Source organism: Streptomyces sp. NPDC047971, assembly GCF_040653355.1.
Lineage (GTDB): Bacteria > Actinomycetota > Actinomycetes > Streptomycetales > Streptomycetaceae > Streptomyces.
On the sequence record NZ_JBEZNW010000002.1, the window covers coordinates 133854 to 151241 of the forward strand.

Genomic DNA, 17388 nt, shown 5'->3' on the forward strand with positions numbered 1-17388 from the left:
CCCCGGTGGGTCACAACTCCAGTACGCCGCGTGTCGCCGCCATGGCGTTGAGGGGGTACGGGTTCGACAATGGTGAGGATGACCGATGACGACCGGGGCACGCACAGTGGCGAGATCGGGCCCACCGAGCGGCTCGCCATGAATCGGACCGGCAGCTTCGACTGGGACCTCGACACGGGCACCATCGACGTCGACGAGGCCGGGCTGCTGGTCTTCGGGCTGGAATCGGGCGGGTTCGACGGACGCCCGACCTCGCTCATCCAACGCCTCGACCCGGAGGAGAGGGCCCGGCTCGACGCGGTGATCCGCCGTGCGATCACGAGCGGCGAGACCTCGTACGCCGCGCACTTCCGGACGGAGGACGAGGACGGTACACCCCAGTGGACGCATGTCCAGGCACGAATTCTGCGGACCGCCGACGGCATGGCCCACCGGATCGTGGGCATCGTCCGGGACACCACCACCGAGGTCGCGCACTCCGAGATCGTCCTGGAGCTGGAGAAGCGCCGCGAGGTGCAGACCAGCATCGTGGAGCGGACCACGCACGCGCTGTCGCGGGCCGTCACCGTCGACGACGTGACGGCGGCGATGACGGGCCCCGGCGGCCTCGCCCGGCTCGGCGCGGACGGGCTCGCGCTCGGTCTGGTGGAGAACGGCTCGCTGAACGTCATCGCGCTGAGCGGGGAGTCCCTTGACGCCCTGAACGACTTCCGTTCGCGGCGGCTGGACAGGGGCCTGCCGCTCGCCGAGACGGTGCTGAGCGGGCGGCCGCGGTTCGTGCCCGCGTTCGCCACGCTCGGCCGGGACTTCCCCGAGCTGGCTCCGTACATCGAGCGGTTGCGGTTCACGTCCGCCTGCTACCTGCCCCTGGTCGCCCAGGCCCGCTCGCTGGGCGGCATGGCGCTCTTCTACCGGCGGCGTTCGTCCTTCAACGCCGACGAGCGCAATCTGCTGCTCGGTCTCGCCGCGATCGTCGCCCAGTCCCTCCAGCGCGCCCTCCTCTTCGACGAGGAGCGAGAGCTCGCCACCGGGCTGCAGGAGACGATGCTCCCCCGCCGGATTCCGGCGATCTCCGGCGGCGAGATCGCGGTGCGCTACCACGCGGCGTGGAGCGGGCGACAGGTCGGCGGTGACTGGTACGACGTGATCCCGCTGCCCCGCGGGCGCGTCGGGGTGGTGGTGGGTGACGTCCAGGGTCACGACACCCACGCGGCCGCGATCATGGGCCAGTTGAGGATCGCGCTCCGGGCCTACGCGGGTGAGGGCCACGCCCCCTCGACCGTGCTGGCCAGGGCCTCGCGCTTCCTCGCGGAGCTCGACACCAACCGCTTCGCGACCTGCACCTACGCCCAGGTGGACCTGGGCACCGGCGCGGTCCGCGCGGTGCGGGCCGGACATCTGGGGCCGCTGATCCGGCACACCGACGGCCGGGTCGGGCAGCCGAAGCTCCGCGGCGGGCTGCCGCTCGGCCTGGCGACCGTGTTCGGGGACGAGGAGTTCCCGGAGACGCGGCTGGACCTGGTGCCGGGCGAGACGCTGGTGCTGTACACGGACGGCCTGGTCGAGCAGCCGGGCTCCGACATCCAGTCCGGTCTGGAGGCGCTGTCGGGGGCGATGAGCAGCGGTCCGCCGCAGGCGGAGGCGCTCGCGGACCATCTGTCGGAGCAGCTGTGGGAGCGGTGGGGCGCGGGGGACGACGTGGCTCTGCTGGTACTGCGGCGCAGTCCGGACCCGGGCACCCCGCGGGCGCCCCGCATCCACCAGTACATCCACCAGGCCGATCCGCAGGGGCTCTCGGACGCCCGGGCCGCCGTGGGCCAGGCGCTGCGTGACTGGAACATGCCCGAACTGGCCGACGACGCGGAGCTGTTGACCGGCGAGCTGCTGGTGAACGTGCTGCTGCACACCGAGGGCGGGGCGGTGCTCACGCTGGAGGTGCTGCCCGAGCCGGTACGGCGGGTGCGGCTCTCGGTGCAGGACCGTTCCAGCGCGTGGCCCCGACGGCGTACGCCGGGCGAGGCGGCGACCTCGGGACGCGGGCTGCTGCTCCTGGACGCGCTGGCCTCGCGGTGGGGTGTCGAGCCGCGCGGCGAGGGCAAGGCCGTGTGGTGCGAGATCGGCCCGGCGCGGGTGGCGACTGCCGAGTCACCGGTACGAGGGTGAGGTGCGCCGATGGACCCCGTGGCGGCGCTGGACCGGATCGCGTTCCTCCTCGAACGCTCCCAGGCGCCGACCTACCGGGTCCGGGCGTTCCGTATCGCGTCCGCGGCCGTCGCGGCGATGGCGGCGGGCGAAGCGGAGCGGCGGGCGAAGGCCGGCACGCTGGAGTCGGTGAAGGGCATCGGGCCGAAGACCGCTGCGGTGGTCCGCGAGGCCCTGGAGGGCCGGGTGCCGGAGTACCTGGAGCGTCTGGAGGCCGAGATCCCCGTGCCGGAGGTCAGCGGCGGCGAGGCACTGCGGGCGGCGCTGCGGGGCGACTGCCATCTGCACTCCGAGTGGTCGGACGGCGGCAGCACGATCGAGGACATGGGGCGCACCGCCGCGCGGATCGGGCACGAGTGGGCCGTCCTGACGGACCACTCGCCGAGCCTGAAGGTCGCGCGCGGACTGTCTCCGGACCGGCTGCGTGAGCAACTGGACGTGGTGGCGCGGCTGAACGAGGAGTGGGCGCCGTTCCGGCTGCTGACCGGGATCGAGTGCGACATCCTGGAGGACGGTTCGCTGGACCAGGAGCCGGAGCTGCTCGAACGGCTGGACGTGGTGGTCGGCTCGGTGCACTCGAAGCTGCGGATGGACGCGCCGGCGATGACCCGGCGGATGGTGAAGGCGGTACGCAATCCGCTGATGGACGTCCTCGGTCACTGCACGGGGCGACTGGTGAGCGGAGGGCGGCTGCGGCCGGAGTCGGCCTTCGACGCGGACCGGGTCTTCGCGGCTTGCGTCGAGTCCGGGACGGCGGTCGAGATCAACAGCCGCCCGGAGCGCCTCGATCCGCCGCGCCGGCTGCTGCGGCGGGCGGTGGAGGCCGGGGTGTGGTTCGCGGTGGACACGGACGCGCATGCGCCGGGTCAGCTGGAGTGGCAGATCTTCGGCTGCGCGCGGGCGGAGGAGTGCGGGGTGCCGGTGGAGCGGGTGATCAACACGTGGCCCGCGGATGAGCTGCTGCGCTGGACGCGGGACCGGTAGTGGTGACGGCGCTCGGAGGTCAGACGCGCTGCCAGACGGTCGTGGCGTTGCAGAACTCCTTGATGCCGTGGCCGGAGAGTTCGCGTCCGTAGCCGGAGCGCTTCACGCCTCCGAACGGGAGCGCCGGGTGCGAGGCGGTCATGCCGTTGACGAAGACGCCGCCCGCCTCCAGGTCCCGCACGAAGAACGCGATGTCCTCGGCGTTGCGGGTCCACACGTTCGAACTGAGCCCGAAGGGCGAGTCGTTGGCGACGGCGACGGCCTCCTCGATGTCGGCCACCGGGTAGACGGTGGCCACCGGGCCGAAGGTCTCTTCCAGGTGGATGCGCATCTCGGGGGTGATGCCGGTGAGCACGGTGGGCTTGTAGAACCAACCGCGGGACCGGTCCTCGGGGCGGCCCCCGCCGCACAGCACGGTGGCGCCCTTCTCCACGGCGTCGTCGACCAGTTCCTCCAGGTCCGCGCGGCCCTGCTCGGTGGCCAGGGGCCCGATGTCGGTGGACTCGTCGAGGGGATCACCGACCGTCAGGGCGTTCATGGCGGCGGTGAAGCGTTCGGCGAAGTCGTCGTAGACGTCGTTGTGGACGATGAACCGCTTGGCCGCGATGCAGGACTGGCCGTTGTTCTGGACGCGTGCCGTGACGGCCGTCTTGACGGCCCGTGGGAGATCGGCGGAGGGCATGACGATGTACGGGTCGCTGCCGCCGAGTTCCAGGACGGTCTTCTTGACCTCGTCGCCCGCGATGGAGGCGACCGAGCGGCCGGCGGGCTCGCTGCCGGTGAGGGTGGCGGCGACGATCCGGCTGTCGCGCAGTACGCCCTCGACGGCCGAGGAGCCGATGAGGAGCGTCTGGAAGCAGCCCTCGGGGTATCCGGCGCGGCGAAAGAGATCGCCGAGGTAGAGGGCGGTCCTGGGGACGTTGGAGGCATGTTTGAGCAGCCCGGTGTTGCCGGCCATGAGGGCGGGCGCGGCGAACCGGACGACCTGCCAGAGCGGGAAGTTCCAGGGCATCACGGCGAGGATGGGGCCGAGGGGCCGGTAGTGGACGCGGGCGGTGTCGGCCCCCGAGTCGTGTACGTCGGCGTCGGCGGGGTGCTCGTCGGCGAGCAGGGACTCGGCGTGATCGGCGTACCAGCGCATGGCCTTGGCGCACTTGGCGGCCTCGGCGCGGGCGGCGATGATCGGCTTGCCCATCTCCGTGGTCATCGTGTGGGCGATGTCCTCGGCGTCCTCGTCGAGCAGGTCCGCGGCCCGGCGCAGAAGGCGGGCGCGTTCGGCGAAGGACGTGGTGCGGTACTGCCGGAACGTCTCGTGAGCGGCGGCGATCCGCCGCTCCACCTCGTCGGGCCCGTGGGCGTCGTACGTCCGCAGCGTCTCACCGGTCGCGGGGTTCACCGTGGCGATACCCATGTCATCTCCTCTGCCCGTCCGTCCCACAGCACCCTCCCGCGCCCCACCCGTGCCCGCAAACGGGGAGGGGGCGCGGGAGTGACGCGATCCGGGGCGGCCGGCCGGGCGGGCTCCGGCGCCGGGGCGCTGCCGAGCCCCGGGAGACGGCGGCCCGGTGCGCCCGGGCGGTGGAACCCGGGAGACGGCGGCCCAGTGCGCCCGGGCGGTGGAACCCGGGAGACGGCGGCCCAGTGCGCCCGGGCTGTGTCTGAGGGCCCGGGGCGGAGTCCGAGGGCCCCGGGCCGTGTGCGGTGGCTCGGGCGCACCCACCGGGTCCGCTCCCCCGCTCCGGCGCCTGGGCTCCGGGCTCCGGGTTCGTCAGCGCTCCGGGGAGCGACGGGGTGGCGGAGATCCCCCGCCCGTCACCCAGCGCAGCGCGCCCGCCAGGTGGGCCCTGAACATCTCGTCCCGGTAGGCCGCCTCCTCATGGCCCAGCGCCGTGAACAGGACCCGCCCCCCGTCGCCGTCGCGGCACCACACCAGCGGGTGGTCGGGGCCCAGCGTCCCGCCCCGGTAGGTCGACTCGTCCGCGCGCGCCAGCACGCGTATCCCTGGCCCCCGCGGGTTCGAGGTGAAGTTGTACCACTCATCCGTCCACTCCCACCGCCCCGGCAGCGGCGCCGTCCCCGGGTGGTCGTGGGCGTCCACGCACACCACGCCCGGCTGGATCTCCGGGTGGCCGTCGAAGCGGGTGCCGAGGAGGTCCCCGTAGAAGGGCCAGTCCGGCTCCGCGTTGGCCGCCGCGTGGATCGCGAGGAATCCGCCGCCCCCGCGGACGTACGACTCGAAGGCCGCCCGTCCCGACGGCGTCAGGACCGTGCCGGTCGTCGACAGGAAGACCACCGCGGCGCACCGCCCCAGCCGCTCCGCGGTGAACGCCGCCGGGTCCTCGGTCGCCTCCGCCGCGAAGCCCATCGCCTCCGCCAGCTCCCCGAGCGCCGCCGCTCCGGCCGGAATGGAGTCGTGACGGAAGCCCGCGGTACGGGTGTAGATCAGGACGTCCGGTGTCGCCACGTGGTCAGCTCCCTGGAGTAAGCGCTTTCTCCGCGCGACCGTAGTCACCCTGCGCCCACCCCCGCAAGACCCGATCCGCGCGATCCATTGGCGCATCGGATACATCTCTGTATCTTTTGGCGGGCGCCGTGTCCCACCCGCCGTGAGGAGCACCCATGAGCACTCTCCCGCCCGCCCTGGCCGCCGCCGTAGGACCCGTGCCCGAGGGCGTCACGATCCCCCTGCCGCCCACCTTCGACACCGTCGAGGAGGAGCGCCGGTACCGCAAGGAGCAACTCGCCGCGGGCTTCCGGCTCTTCGGGAGGTTCGGCTTCTCCGAGGGCGTCGCCGGGCACATCACCGTCCGCGACCCCGAGAACCCGCATGCCTTCTGGGTCAACCCGTTCGGGATGAGCTTCCACCAGATCAGGGCCTCGGACCTGATTCTGGTGGATCAGGACGGCACCCTGCTCCACGGCGACCGTCCCGTGAACCGCGCCGCCTTCGTCATCCACTCCCAGGTCCACGCCGCCCGCCCCGACGCGGTGGCCGCCGCCCACTCGCACTCGCTGCACGGCAAGGCGTTCTCCAGCCTCGGCATCCCCCTGGATCCGATCACCCAGGACGCCTGCGCCTTCTTCGAGGACCACGGGATCTACGACGACTACCGGGGCGTCGTCAACGAGCTCGACGAGGGCGAGCGCGTCGCGAAGGCGCTCGGCGACCACAAGGCCGTCATCCTCAAGAACCACGGGCTGCTCACGGTCGGGCACTCCGTGGCCGAGGCCGTCTGGTGGTTCATCACCATGGAACGCTCCTGTCAGGCCCAGCTGTTGGCGATGGCGGCGGGCACGCCGCAGCTCATCGACCGTGAGACGGCGCTGATCACCCGCGGGCAGGTCGGCACCCACCTCGCCGGCTGGTTCCAGGCCCGCCCGCTCTGGGATCAGATCACGGCGTCGGACCCCGACCTGTTCGACTGACCGACGCCTCCGTGGGGCCCTCCCGCTCGCCCTCCTGCCCCGCTCCGGGCGCGATCTCCCGCGTGGAAGCCGCCAACAGCGGGGCGAGGAACTCCCGTTCCAGGCTCCCGGGCGGGAGTTCGTCCGGTTCGACGTAGCTCTGGGCGAGTCCGCCCTCGCGCAGCGCGATCAGCATCCGGGCGAACCGGTCGGCGTCCACGGTGAGTTCCCGCCCGGCCCTGCGCAGTACGGACGTCAGCCCTCGGGCGATCTCCGCCCGCAGCCGGGCGTCGTGCCGGGCGAGCACCCACGCCGCCTGCCGGTCGCGGATGGCGTGCAGGGTGAACTCGGTGGTGACGAGGTACCAGTCCCGCTCGTCCGGCTCCACCCGGGAGGCCAGCTCGGCCAGCCGCTCCAGGGTGTACTCCTCGGCGGTCAGCGCGTCGATCGACTCCGCGAGTCGGCGTACGGTCCGCTCGCTGTGCTCGTCGAAGAGGGCGAGGAACAGCTCTTCCTTGCTCGCGAAGTTCGAGTAGTAGGCGCCCCGGGTGTAGCCGGCCCGCTCGCAGATCTGCTCGATCGAGGTGGCGTGGAAGCCGTGCTCCGCGAAGGCTTCGAGGGCGGCCCTCAGCAGGGCGGCCCGGGTCCGGGGCCGACGCTTGGTGACACCTTTCGGCACGGTGGGGCCCTCCTTCGTCCACGATCGGGGCACCGCTCGTCCACGACCGGGCGACCACGATACCGGCGCCTCTCGCAGGCACGGATGCGCCCCGGAAGATAAAATTCACGCATGGGAGAGCGGCCCGTCGCGCCTGCCGCACCCGAGCTCGTCCTCGAGATGAACGGGGACGCGACCGTGATGAGTCCGAGCCGGGTCTACCGCATCGGGCGCGACCCCACCAGCGACATCGTCCTCGTGGACGACCGGACGTCCTGGCACCACGCGGTCCTGCGGGCCGTCGCGGGGCACTGGACGCTGGAGGACGAGGGCAGCACGAACGGCACCTACGCGGACAGCCACCGCGTCGCCGTGCGCGAGGTCGGGCCGGGTACGGTCATCCGGTTCGGACACCCCGGGGACGGCCCGCGCGCCGTCCTCTCCGGCGCCGCGCCGCCGGCCCCCCAGGAGCCGGACGCCGAGCCCACGGCGGTGTACGAGCCCGACGCCGGACGCACGGCCGTGTACGACCCGGCCGTCGGACAGGTCGGTCCGCACGAACCGGAAGCCGAGCCCACGGCCGTTCAGCGGCCGCCCTCCCAACCCGCCACCCCGGAATCGCCGGCATCCCAACCCGCCACCCCGGAAACGCCGGCATCCCAACCCGCCACCCCGGAAACGCCGGCAGCCGAACCCCTCGCCCCCGAAAAGCCCGAAGCCGGACCCACCGCCCCGCAGGGGCCCGCCGTCGGATCGGAACCGGCACCTCCGGGCACGCCCGACTCCGCGGCGACACAGCTGCACCAGCCGCCACCGTCTGCGCCCGCCCCGACACCCCCGCGGGAGCACGCTCCCGCACCCGCGCCGTCCGCGCCCGCCCCGCACGAGCCCGGACCCCCCACCCCCGCGCCACGTCCCGTGCCGGCCCCCGAGCCGCCGAGCCCCGCGCCCCCTCCCGTGCCGGCCCCCGAACCTCCCGCCCCCGCGCCGCCGCGCACCCCGCCGCGGCCCTCCTCCGTGTCGCATCCGGCCGCGACGGGTACCTTCCGGCAGCCCACCTCCGTGCGCCCGCTGCCCACCCGTACCGTGCGCATCGGGCGTGGGCCGGACAACGATCTGGTCGTCGACGATCTCGTCGTCTCCCGGCGCCACGCCGAACTGGTGGCCCAGCCGGACGGCACGTACTGGATCCACGACCTCGGCAGCCACAACGGCACCTTCCTCAACGGCCATCCGGTGGACAGGGCCCGCGTGACCCCGGACGACATCGTCGGCGTCGGCCACTCCGCCTTCTGCCTCATCGGCGGGCAGCTCGTCGAGTACACCGACACCGGTGAGGTCTCCCTCGACGTGCAGGATCTGGCGGTGACCGTCGACAAGGGCCAGAAGACGCTCCTCGACGACGTCTCCTTCCCCGTCGGGCAGAAGTGCCTCCTCGCCGTCGTCGGACCGTCCGGCGCCGGCAAGTCCACCCTGCTCGGCGCGCTCACGGGGCAGCGGCCGGCCGACCGCGGCACGGTGCTCTACGACGGCCGGGACCTCTACCGGGACTACGCGGAGCTGCGCCAGCGCATCGGGCTCGTCCCCCAGGACGACATCCTGCACCTGCAGCTCACCGTGCGGCGTGCCCTCGGGTACGCGGCCGAGCTGCGCTTCCCCGAGGACACCGCGGCGGACGAGCGCCGCGCCCGGGTCGACGAGGTCATCGCCGAACTCGGCCTCGGCGAGCGGGCCGAACAGCCCATCCACAGCCTCTCCGGCGGTCAGCGCAAACGGGTCAGCGTGGCCCTGGAGCTGCTCACGAAGCCGTCGCTCCTCTTCCTCGACGAGCCGACCTCCGGCCTCGACCCGGGCATGGACCGCTCGGTGATGCACATGCTGCGCGGGCTGGCCGACGACGGCCGTACGGTCATCGTCGTCACCCACAGCGTGCTGAGCCTGGACGTCTGCGACCGGCTGCTCGTGCTCGCCCCCGGCGGCCGGGTCGCCTACTACGGGCCGCCGGACGACACCCTGGACTTCTTCGGGTTCGCCCAGTGGCCGGAGGCGTTCGAGGCGTTCGAGAAGGAGCGCGGCCGCGACTGGGCGGGCCAGTACCGCTCCTCGCGCTTCCACCGGCGGTACATCGCCGACGCGATGGACCGGACGAGCCTGCCGAGCGCCGGCGCGGCACCGGAGATCGGCGCGCCGCCCAAGGCGCAGAGCTGGGGCTCCCAGCTCCGCACGCTGGTGCGCCGCTACGTCGCCGCGTTGGCCGCCGACCGGATGTTCCTGGCGATCATGATCGCTCTGCCGTTCGTGATGGGTGCGATGGCCCGGGCCCTGTCGGAGGGCAGCCTCAACCCCGAGTCGACCCTGAACGTCCTGCTCATCCTCTGCGTCGGCGGCGTCCTGACGGGTGCGGCCAATGCGGTGCGCGAACTGGTGAAGGAACGCACGATCTACCGGCGCGAGAGAGCCGTCGGCCTCTCGCGCTCCGCGTATCTCATGTCGAAGGTCGTGGTGCTCGGTCTGATCACGGTCGTGCAGGCCGTGGTGCTGACCCTGGTCGCGCTCATCGGCGTGCCGCTGAACGTGCCGGACGGAGAGGGCGTGTTCCTCCCACCGCTCGTGGAGCTCACGCTCGCGGTCGCGCTGCTCTCCTTCACGGCGATGATGCTCGGTCTGTTCGTCTCCGCCCTGGTGCGCAAGGAGGAGATGACGATGCCGCTGCTCGTCCTCCTCGCCATCGTCCAGGTGGTGTTCTGCGGGGCGCTGCTCAAGGTCACCGGGACCCCCGTCCTCGAACAGCTGGCCTGGCTGGTGCCGTCGCGGTGGGCGTTCGCGGCGATGGGGGCGACGATCGACATCGGGACGATCGCGCCGAGCGAGAAGACGACAGATCCGCTCATGGACCACACCCTGGAAGCCTGGCTGTTCGACATGGGGATGCTGGTCGTGCTCTGTCTCGTCCTCGGCTTCGTCGTCGCGCGGCTGCTCCGGCGACAGGAGCCGGTGATCATGCGCAAGTGAGCAGAGAGGCAGGCGGTCCATGGGTGTCCCGGCCACTCCCCCGGTACCGGAGTACGTACCGGACTTCCGGCCGACGCATGTCGTGCCGCGCGACGGGCTGCCCGCGTGGGAGGCGCCCGATCCGGGCCTGCCCACCGTGCCCCTCGACGCGTTCCTGCCCGTGGAGCTCCTGCAGCGGGTCGGGGACTGGGGACAGATCCTGTGCTCGAACGGCTGGGACGCCTGGGTCGACGCCCGGCTGCTCGTCTCCGTGCCCGTGGACCCTCCGGAGGCCCGCAAGCCGCTCGCCAGGACGGCAGACCCCCGCCCTCTGATCGCCCGGGCGGAGGAGTCGCTGGGGCGCTTCCGCCGGGCCGCCGAGGAGCTGGCGGCGGGCCGGGCCGACCGGGACACCTTCCGGCGCCGCACGTTCGGACTGCGGGTCGGCATGGTGGTCGACGGCGAGTCGCTGTGGCTGTACGACGGGGAGCACGAGCGCTGGGTGTACTGCGACGGGACCGGGCTGAGCACGTACGCGGCCTCTGCTGCGCCCTCGGCCTCGGCGCCGGTGCCCGCGGGCGAGGCGGACGGCGCCGGGCACCCGCCGACGCGTGTGGTGCCGCGGCTCGACGAGGGCGACGGAGCCGACGGGAGCGCCGAGGACAGGAAGGGCCGGGAGGACGACGGCCGGAAGCCCCCGGCCGGGCCGCCGCCGCCCACCCGGATCGTGGACGCCGGGGACCTGCAGGGTGAGGACCGATGACCGACGCGTCCCGGGACACGGATCTCCCCGTCGGCCGGGACTCCGGGCTCGTCGGCAAGCAGATCGCGAGCTACGTCGTGGAGGCGGAGATCGGGCGCGGCGGCATGGCGGTCGTCTACCGGGCGCGCGATCTGCGGCTGGACCGGACGGTGGCCCTGAAGCTCCTCGCGCCCGAACTGGCCCGCAACGACACCTTTCGCAAACGGTTCGCGCACGAGTCGCGGGTGGCCGCGGCGATCGACCATCCGCACATCGTGCCGGTCTTCGAGGCGGGCGAGACGGAGGGCGTGCTGTACATCGCGATGCGGTACGTCGCCGGGCAGGACCTCAGGGCGCTCCTGGACCGGGAGGGCGCGCTGTCGCCGGTGAAGGCGGGGCGGATCGCGATTCAGGTGGCGTCCGCGCTGGACGCGGCGCACGCGCACGACCTGGTGCACCGGGACGTGAAGCCGGGCAACATCCTGGTGGCCGAGGGCACCGACAGGGACCATCCGGAGCATGTGTACCTCACGGACTTCGGGCTGACGAAGAAGTCCCTGTCGCTGACCGGGCTGACCACGGTGGGGCAGTTCGTGGGCACCCTCGACTATGTGGCGCCGGAGCAGATCTCGGGGAAGCCGGTGGACGGGCGGTGCGACGTCTACAGCCTGGCCTGCGTGGTCTACGAGACGCTCACGGGGGCTCCGCCGTTCCGGCGAGACGACGACATGGCGCTGCTCTGGGCTCATCAGTACGATCCGCCGCCGCCGGTCTCGTCGGAGCGGCCGGAACTGCCCGAGGCCGGGGACGAGGTCCTCGCGAAGGCGCTGGCCAAGGCGCCGGAGGAGCGGTACGGGACGTGTCTGGAGTTCGTCGGCGCGCTGCGCGCGGCGCTGGAACGGGGCGGCAGGGGCCCGGGCGGGAGCAGCGCCACGCGCCGCGGTCCGGAGCCGCCGACTCCTCCCCCGCCGCCGCCGACCTGGGCGCGGCCGGTGTTCCGCGATCCGGCCTGACGGCGACGGGAGGGAACGTCGGGCGACGGCCGGGAACGTCAGTCCGTCCGGCCCTCGTCCACCTCGCCCCGGCGGTGGACCGGTTTGGCGAGCAGTCCGCCGAGGAACCCCGCGACGAGCCCCCAGAGGACGCCGAGGCCGGCCATCGCCCAGACGGCGGGTCTGAGCACCACCTGTCCGCCCAGTGACGCGAGTTCGCCGATACCGAGGATGGAGAGCCCGAACCGCGCCTCGACGAGCGTGACGGGGGTGATCACCAGCATGGTCAGGCCGAAGGCGATCGCCATGCGGAGGGCGTGCTGCCAGAGCCGGGTGCGGGCGGGCGAGCGGACGGCGGCGAGGAAGGCCACGGCCAGCACGAGGACGGCGGCCACCGGGAGCAGCCACCAGGCCCGGGAGTCGTAGGAGGTGAGGGAGGAGAGGTCCACCGTGGAGAGCCCGCCCGTGTCCGTCCGCAGCACGGCGTCCAGGATCGGGGGCATGGGCAGCCCGAACGGCCCCTCGACCGTGCCCTCCCAGGAGCCTCCGATGCCGACGCCGAGGGCCAGCCAGCTGACGTTGGGCAGGCCGAGCAGGATCACGGCCCAGGTCTCCGCGGCGTGGCCCCTGGTGGTCGCGACGACGATGCCGATCACCAGACCGACGACGACGTACGCGAGCACCAGGATCAACATGGTGTGCGCGACGGGGCGTACGGCCTCCTGGTGGCGGACGAGGCGGGGCGGCAGGGGGCTGCGGGAGACCAGCAGGGCGATCAGGAGGACGCCGAGGATCCACAGGAGACCGAAGCCGAGGGTGGCGCCGAGGTCGGTGCGGAAGCCGACGGTGGGGTCCGCCGCGTCGAGGAGTTCGCCGAACAGGTCGGAGATCGTGTCCTCGCTCTCGCTCTCGCCCCCGCCGATGGAGACGGGGAAGTCGTGCTGGGCGAGGGCGGAGAGGCATGCCAGGCCGACCAGCCAGAGCAGGACGGTGCGCCCGGCCCGGGCGAGGAGGTCGCGGGTGCTCGCGACGGCGTGGTGGCGCAGAGGGAGCAGGAAGCAGAAGCCGGTGGCCAGTGCGCCCACAAGGGTGACGGTGAGCGGCATGGCGGTGAGATCGGCGTTCGTGCCGGCGAGCGCGCCGGCGTCGCCGGAGAGGTCGATCCGTCCGCCCGCCGCCATCACCATGACGGCGGCGACGACGTTGACGAAGCCTCCTGGCAGGTCGGCGGCGCCCGCGGCCCAGAGGCCGAGCGCGGCGACGACGGCCATCGCGAGGAAACCGGCGAGGACGGCGGCCAGGGCTTCGCCCCAGTGGAGGGCGATGTGCCGGGCGCCGTGCGCCGGTCGGGAAGGGGTGGGCGGCTGGCGGCTCACGCTGTCCACGCTAGTACCGGCGGGTGCCGTCCGCTTGCGGGCGGGGCCCGTTCCACGCACACAATGGGCGCGGAACGGAAGAAAGGGAAAAACGTGACTTCCCACCCGCCGTCCGGCCGCCCCTCGGTTCCCCCCTCAGGTCCGCCCTCGGGTCCCCTCTCGGGCCCGAGCACCCGACCAGGCGCCGCCGGTCCACCACCGCCCCCCGATCGGCCGCATGACGGTTCGGGGGGCGGCTCGGGCGGTTCCGGTGGCTCCGGTGGCCCGGGCGGCGGAGGCGGCGCGAGCGGCGGTGCGGGCGGTGGCTCGGGCGGCCCCTGGTGGCGCTCCGTGCCCAAGGTCGCCTCGGTCACCGCCATCGTGGTGGCCGCCATCGCCCTGGTGGTCGTCCTCACCCGGCCGGGCGGCGACGGGGGCGACAGCGGCGCGGGCGGCGGTGAGGTCTTCCTGCAGAACGCCTCCGCCGCGGGCCCCGACCCCTTCACCGAGTCCACGGCCCGCACCTCCGGCGCCTCGCCGACGGCCGCGCCGTTGCCCAGCCCGACACGAACGGCCGACGCCAACGCGACGCGCACGGTCTCGGGTTCGGCGGCGGGCCTCTACGGCGGTACGCGCAACGTGGCGAGCTGCGACGTCGAGCGACAGGTCCGCTATCTGACCGACGAGCCCGCCAAGAACGCCGCCTTCGCCTCGGCGCAGAAGATCTCCGCCAACGAAGTCCCCGGCTACCTTCGCTCCTTGACCCCGCTTCAGCTGCGGGTCGACACCCGGGTGACCAACCACGGCTACCGGGGCGGCGCCGCCACCCCGTACCAGGCGGTGCTCCAGGCCGGCACGGCGGTGCTGGTCGACGACCGGGGCGTACCCCGGGTGCGCTGTGCCTGCGGCAATCCGCTGACGACTCCCGTCCCCCAGAAGGACCCGAAGACGACCGGCGCCGCCTGGCCCGGCTATCAGCAGTCCCAGGTCGTCGTCGTGGCTCCCGCGGCGCAGGTGGTCAACGTCTTCGTCGTCTACGACCCCGAGGACGACCGCTGGTTCGCCCGCAAGCCGGGCGACACCAAGGGGAATCAGGACAAGCCGACCACACGGCCGACGGCGCCGCCGTCGCCGTCCGTCTCCGAGTCGGGGACCCCCACGACGTCCGAGTCCACACCGGCGACCTGCGTGACGCCACGCGGCGCCGAGCCCGGGACGGCGTGCCCCACGGAGTCGGCGACCACGTCCGCGCCGGTGACGGAGTCCCCCGTCACACCACCGGAGTCGGATCCGGCGACGGAGGGCACGACCTCGGGCGAGACGACGGGCGGTACGACCGACGACGCCACGGACGGGACTACCGGGTCGGCCTCGGCGGAGAACCCGCAGACCTCGGTCAGCAGCCCGCTCGCCCCCGGGTCGGGGAGCGGCTCCTCGCCCGGGCCGGCCCCGGGGCCCGGACCGGAGGCCCGGCCGATCGCCTGACCGCCCGTCGGGCGAGGCCCGCCCCTCGACGGGTTCGGACCGCGCGGGCGTCACCCACGCGGCCCTGCCACCGAGACCCCCGTACCGGCGCCCTCCGGTTCGGGGGTCTCGGTGTTCACACCTGCCCGCAGGGGTGCTGTCGGGACGGGACCGCAGCCGTCCACCGTCGGGTCTCCCGCGGTCGGGTCTCCCGGCGGCGGGTCTCCCGGCGGCGGGCCATCACGGAACCGAGCCCGTGGATCCAGGCACCGATCCGCAGGGGCTCCGCCACCCGCTCCTCGGCACGCCGCTGCCACGCCCTCTCGTCACGGTCGGTGAGGTGTCCGGTCATCGCGCGTCTCCCTCCAGGTCGCTCCGCCCTTTCCGGACGGGATCGCCAGGCCACTGCTCCGGAGTCTGTAGGCTCATTGGTCCGGACAGCAGAGCCAATAAGGAGTGATTGGCATGGCAGAGGGCCGCGTGGTCCGCACTGTGGACCGCACGCTGACGGGCCGCCAGCTGGCAGCGCTGCTCACCCGTCCGGCGGAGGGCAGGTTCGGCTACCGGGAGCTGGCCCGCGCCATCCGGGAGGCCCTCCTCGACGGCCGGGTCGCGCTGCGGATGCGGCTGCCCGCCGAGCGGGAGCTGGCGACAGCCCTGGCGGTCAGCCGGACGACCGTCACCGGCGCCTACGACCTGCTGCGGGAGAGCGGATACGCGCACAGCAGACGGGGCGCGGGCACCTGGACGGCGCTCCCGGACGGTCAGGCTCCGATCAGCCTCGCCACGTTCCAGGACCACTCCGACACCGCGATCGACCTTGCGCTCGCCGCCCCCGAGGCCCCGCTCGACGAACTCACCGACGCGCTGGCCACGGCCTCGGCCGAGCTGCCGCGGCACGCCCGCGCCCAGGGCTACCACCCCTTCGGGCTGCCGGAGTTGCGCACCGCCATCGCCGACCGCTACACGCGGCGCGGGCTGCCCACCCGCCCCGAACAGATCCTCGTCACCACCGGGGCCCAGCAGGCGGTGTCCCTCGCCCTGGCGCTGCTCGGCGGTCCGGGAGACCGGGCACTCGCCGAGAACCCCTCGTACACCAACGCCCTGGACGCCATGCGCGGCCGGCGGCTGCGCATCACCCCGGTACCGGTCACCGAGTCGGGCTGGGACAGCGGACTGATCGAGGCCGCACTGCGCCAGACGGCACCCCGGCTCGCCTATCTCATCCCCGACTTCCACAATCCGACCGGCCATCTGATGCCCGAGGCCCAGCGCCGCGAGGTGGCGCGATCGGCGCATGCCACCGGCACCTGGCTCGTGGTCGACGAGACGCTCGCCGACATCGCCCTGGACGTGCCCGCCCCTCGGCCCTTCGCCGCGGTCGCCGGGCCCGGACACGGCGAGCAGATCATCTCGGTCGGTTCGCTCAGCAAGGGCTGCTGGGGCGGGCTGCGGGTCGGCTGGGCACGGGCGTCGGCACGCGTGGTCACCGAGCTGGCCCGGGTCCGCATCACCGCGGATCTCGCGGGCTCCGTCCTCGACCAGCTGGTCGCCACCGAGCTGATCGACCGGCTCGACACCTTTCTGCCGCGGCGCGCGGAGGAGCTGCGCAGGCGCCGCGACGCGCTGACGACGGCGCTGGCGCGCCATGTCCCGGAGTGGCACTGGACCCTGCCCACCGGCGGGCTGTGCCTCTGGATCGACCTCGGCCGGCCGATCGCCACGTCACTGGCGGCGCGGGCGCTGCGCCACGGTGTGCGGGTCGAGGGCGGCGCGCGGTTCGGGGTGGATCCGGGCACCCACGAGCACCGGCTGCGCCTCCCCTTCGCGCTTCCGGCCGACGTCTACGACACGGCGGCCGAGCGCCTGGCGGCGGCCCTGTCGGGGGCTCCGGCGCGGATCCCGGACCCCGGCCTGCCGGACTGGGTGGCCTGAGGCACGGCAGCGGCGGGCGCGGGCGGACCCAAATCCGGATGCCCCCACGGACAGATCCGTGTACGGTCCACCGAGTGGAACCTCTCACCGACCAACAGATCCGCTCGTCGTTCGTGAACTGCACGAAGGGCGAGGCGAGCCGGCTCAAGCTGCCGCTCGACTTCGCCGAACTGCCGTGGCAGGACCTGGACTTCCTCGGCTGGATCGACCCGGGCGCGCCGCTGCGTGCCCATCTCGTCGTCCCCCGCGAGGACGGCCCGCTCGGGATCACGCTGCGGGTCCCGGCGACGAGCCGCACCAGCGCGGTCAAGTCCAGCCTCTGCCAGGTCTGCCTCACGGGGCATGCCTCCTCCGGCGTGACCCTGCTCGCGGCGCCGCTCGCCGGCAGCCGCGGACGCGAGGGGAACACGGTCGGCATCTACGTCTGCGCCGACCTGGCGTGCTCCCTCTACGTCCGCGGCAAGCGGCAGCCCAAGCTGCGGGCGGGACGCCACGAGGAGTCGCTGACCGTCGAGGAACGCGTCGGGCGGATGACGGAGAACCTCGACGCCTTCCTCACGAAGGTCACGGCGGGCTAGCGCGCCTCTCCCGGATGCCTCCCGCCCCGCGACGCCTCGCACGCCCGGGCGCCGCGGTCGCCCGCCCCGCGGCGCTCGGGCG

Annotated in this window: 14 protein-coding genes; 9 read left to right on the top strand and 5 right to left on the bottom strand. The window is 73.4% G+C overall.

What is annotated here, in order from left to right; translation table 11 throughout:
• Positions 1–78 precede the first annotated feature (78 nt).
• Together AB0D99_RS03165 and AB0D99_RS03170 are read left to right on the top strand one after the other, a co-directional pair.
• Positions 79–2163 carry a SpoIIE family protein phosphatase gene (locus AB0D99_RS03165; RefSeq protein WP_362356287.1) on the top strand — a complete coding sequence of 695 codons (2085 nt, stop codon included), beginning with the start codon at positions 79–81 and terminating at the stop codon, positions 2161–2163.
• A gap of 9 nt (positions 2164–2172) precedes the next feature.
• A complete protein-coding gene (locus AB0D99_RS03170) occupies positions 2173–3186 on the top strand; it encodes a PHP domain-containing protein (protein WP_362356289.1) in 1014 nt (337 codons plus the stop codon).
• A gap of 19 nt (positions 3187–3205) precedes the next feature.
• Here AB0D99_RS03170 and AB0D99_RS03175 read toward each other — a convergent pair whose 3' ends face one another.
• Both AB0D99_RS03175 and AB0D99_RS03180 read right to left on the bottom strand, forming a co-directional pair.
• Positions 3206–4597: an NADP-dependent succinic semialdehyde dehydrogenase gene (locus AB0D99_RS03175; RefSeq protein WP_362356292.1), complete on the bottom strand. Its 1392-nt coding sequence runs from the start codon at positions 4595–4597 to the stop codon at positions 3206–3208.
• A gap of 357 nt (positions 4598–4954) precedes the next feature.
• Entirely contained in the window at positions 4955–5650 is a 696-nt protein-coding gene (locus AB0D99_RS03180; RefSeq protein WP_362356294.1) for a ThuA domain-containing protein, read from the bottom strand.
• A gap of 155 nt (positions 5651–5805) precedes the next feature.
• Here AB0D99_RS03180 and AB0D99_RS03185 point away from each other — a divergent pair, with 155 nt between their 5' ends.
• Positions 5806–6612 (top strand): class II aldolase/adducin family protein, encoded by an 807-nt coding sequence (locus tag AB0D99_RS03185; protein ID WP_362356296.1) that lies wholly within the window; start codon positions 5806–5808, stop codon positions 6610–6612.
• Here AB0D99_RS03185 and AB0D99_RS03190 read toward each other — a convergent pair.
• Complete coding sequence (locus AB0D99_RS03190; protein WP_362356298.1) at positions 6581–7270, bottom strand: TetR/AcrR family transcriptional regulator; 690 nt, start codon at positions 7268–7270, stop codon at positions 6581–6583. The two genes, AB0D99_RS03185 and AB0D99_RS03190, sit on opposite strands and share 32 nt — an antisense overlap.
• Positions 7271–7381: 111 nt before the next feature.
• Between AB0D99_RS03190 and AB0D99_RS03195 the strand changes: the two genes are divergently transcribed.
• The 3 genes from AB0D99_RS03195 to AB0D99_RS03205 are packed head-to-tail and all read left to right on the top strand — an operon-like array spanning position 7382 to position 11995.
• On the top strand, positions 7382–10261 hold the full coding sequence (locus AB0D99_RS03195; RefSeq protein WP_362356300.1) for an FHA domain-containing protein: 2880 nt from the start codon (positions 7382–7384) through the stop codon (positions 10259–10261).
• A 19-nt stretch (positions 10262–10280) separates the two neighbouring features.
• A complete protein-coding gene (locus AB0D99_RS03200; RefSeq protein WP_362356302.1) occupies positions 10281–11003 on the top strand; it encodes a hypothetical protein in 723 nt (240 codons plus the stop codon).
• Positions 11000–11995 carry a serine/threonine-protein kinase gene (locus tag AB0D99_RS03205; protein ID WP_362356304.1) on the top strand — a complete coding sequence of 332 codons (996 nt, stop codon included), beginning with the start codon at positions 11000–11002 and terminating at the stop codon, positions 11993–11995. The genes AB0D99_RS03200 and AB0D99_RS03205 overlap by 4 nt, the downstream gene beginning before the upstream one ends.
• 38 nt (positions 11996–12033) lie before the next feature.
• On the opposite strand, the gene AB0D99_RS03210 is transcribed toward AB0D99_RS03205, so the two are convergent.
• Positions 12034–13350: a streptophobe family protein gene (locus tag AB0D99_RS03210; RefSeq protein ID WP_362356306.1), complete on the bottom strand. Its 1317-nt coding sequence runs from the start codon at positions 13348–13350 to the stop codon at positions 12034–12036.
• A 93-nt stretch (positions 13351–13443) separates the two neighbouring features.
• On the opposite strand from AB0D99_RS03210, the gene AB0D99_RS03215 reads away from it, so the two are divergent.
• A complete protein-coding gene (locus AB0D99_RS03215; protein WP_362356308.1) occupies positions 13444–14814 on the top strand; it encodes a DUF6777 domain-containing protein in 1371 nt (456 codons plus the stop codon).
• A gap of 115 nt (positions 14815–14929) precedes the next feature.
• Here AB0D99_RS03215 and AB0D99_RS03220 read toward each other — a convergent pair whose 3' ends face one another.
• A complete protein-coding gene (locus AB0D99_RS03220; RefSeq protein WP_362356310.1) occupies positions 14930–15145 on the bottom strand; it encodes a hypothetical protein in 216 nt (71 codons plus the stop codon).
• Positions 15146–15258: 113 nt separating this feature from the next.
• Here AB0D99_RS03220 and AB0D99_RS03225 point away from each other — a divergent pair, with 113 nt between their 5' ends.
• Positions 15259–16728 carry a PLP-dependent aminotransferase family protein gene (locus AB0D99_RS03225; RefSeq protein ID WP_362356312.1) on the top strand — a complete coding sequence of 490 codons (1470 nt, stop codon included), beginning with the start codon at positions 15259–15261 and terminating at the stop codon, positions 16726–16728.
• A 74-nt stretch (positions 16729–16802) separates the two neighbouring features.
• Positions 16803–17306, top strand: a complete 504-nt coding sequence (locus tag AB0D99_RS03230; protein ID WP_362356314.1) for an FBP domain-containing protein — start codon at positions 16803–16805, stop codon at positions 17304–17306.
• The last annotated feature ends 82 nt before the right edge of the window (positions 17307–17388 follow it).

Coding starts and splice junctions, on each gene's coding strand:
- AB0D99_RS03165 (WP_362356287.1), top strand. CDS start 79: ATGACCGATGACGACCGGGGCACGCACAGTGGCGAGATCGGGCCCACC.
- AB0D99_RS03170 (WP_362356289.1), top strand. CDS start 2,173: ATGGACCCCGTGGCGGCGCTGGACCGGATCGCGTTCCTCCTCGAACGC.
- AB0D99_RS03175 (WP_362356292.1), bottom strand. CDS start 4,597: ATGGGTATCGCCACGGTGAACCCCGCGACCGGTGAGACGCTGCGGACG.
- AB0D99_RS03185 (WP_362356296.1), top strand. CDS start 5,806: ATGAGCACTCTCCCGCCCGCCCTGGCCGCCGCCGTAGGACCCGTGCCC.
- AB0D99_RS03195 (WP_362356300.1), top strand. CDS start 7,382: ATGGGAGAGCGGCCCGTCGCGCCTGCCGCACCCGAGCTCGTCCTCGAG.
- AB0D99_RS03200 (WP_362356302.1), top strand. CDS start 10,281: ATGGGTGTCCCGGCCACTCCCCCGGTACCGGAGTACGTACCGGACTTC.
- AB0D99_RS03205 (WP_362356304.1), top strand. CDS start 11,000: ATGACCGACGCGTCCCGGGACACGGATCTCCCCGTCGGCCGGGACTCC.
- AB0D99_RS03220 (WP_362356310.1), bottom strand. CDS start 15,145: ATGACCGGACACCTCACCGACCGTGACGAGAGGGCGTGGCAGCGGCGT.
- AB0D99_RS03225 (WP_362356312.1), top strand. CDS start 15,259: ATGGCAGAGGGCCGCGTGGTCCGCACTGTGGACCGCACGCTGACGGGC.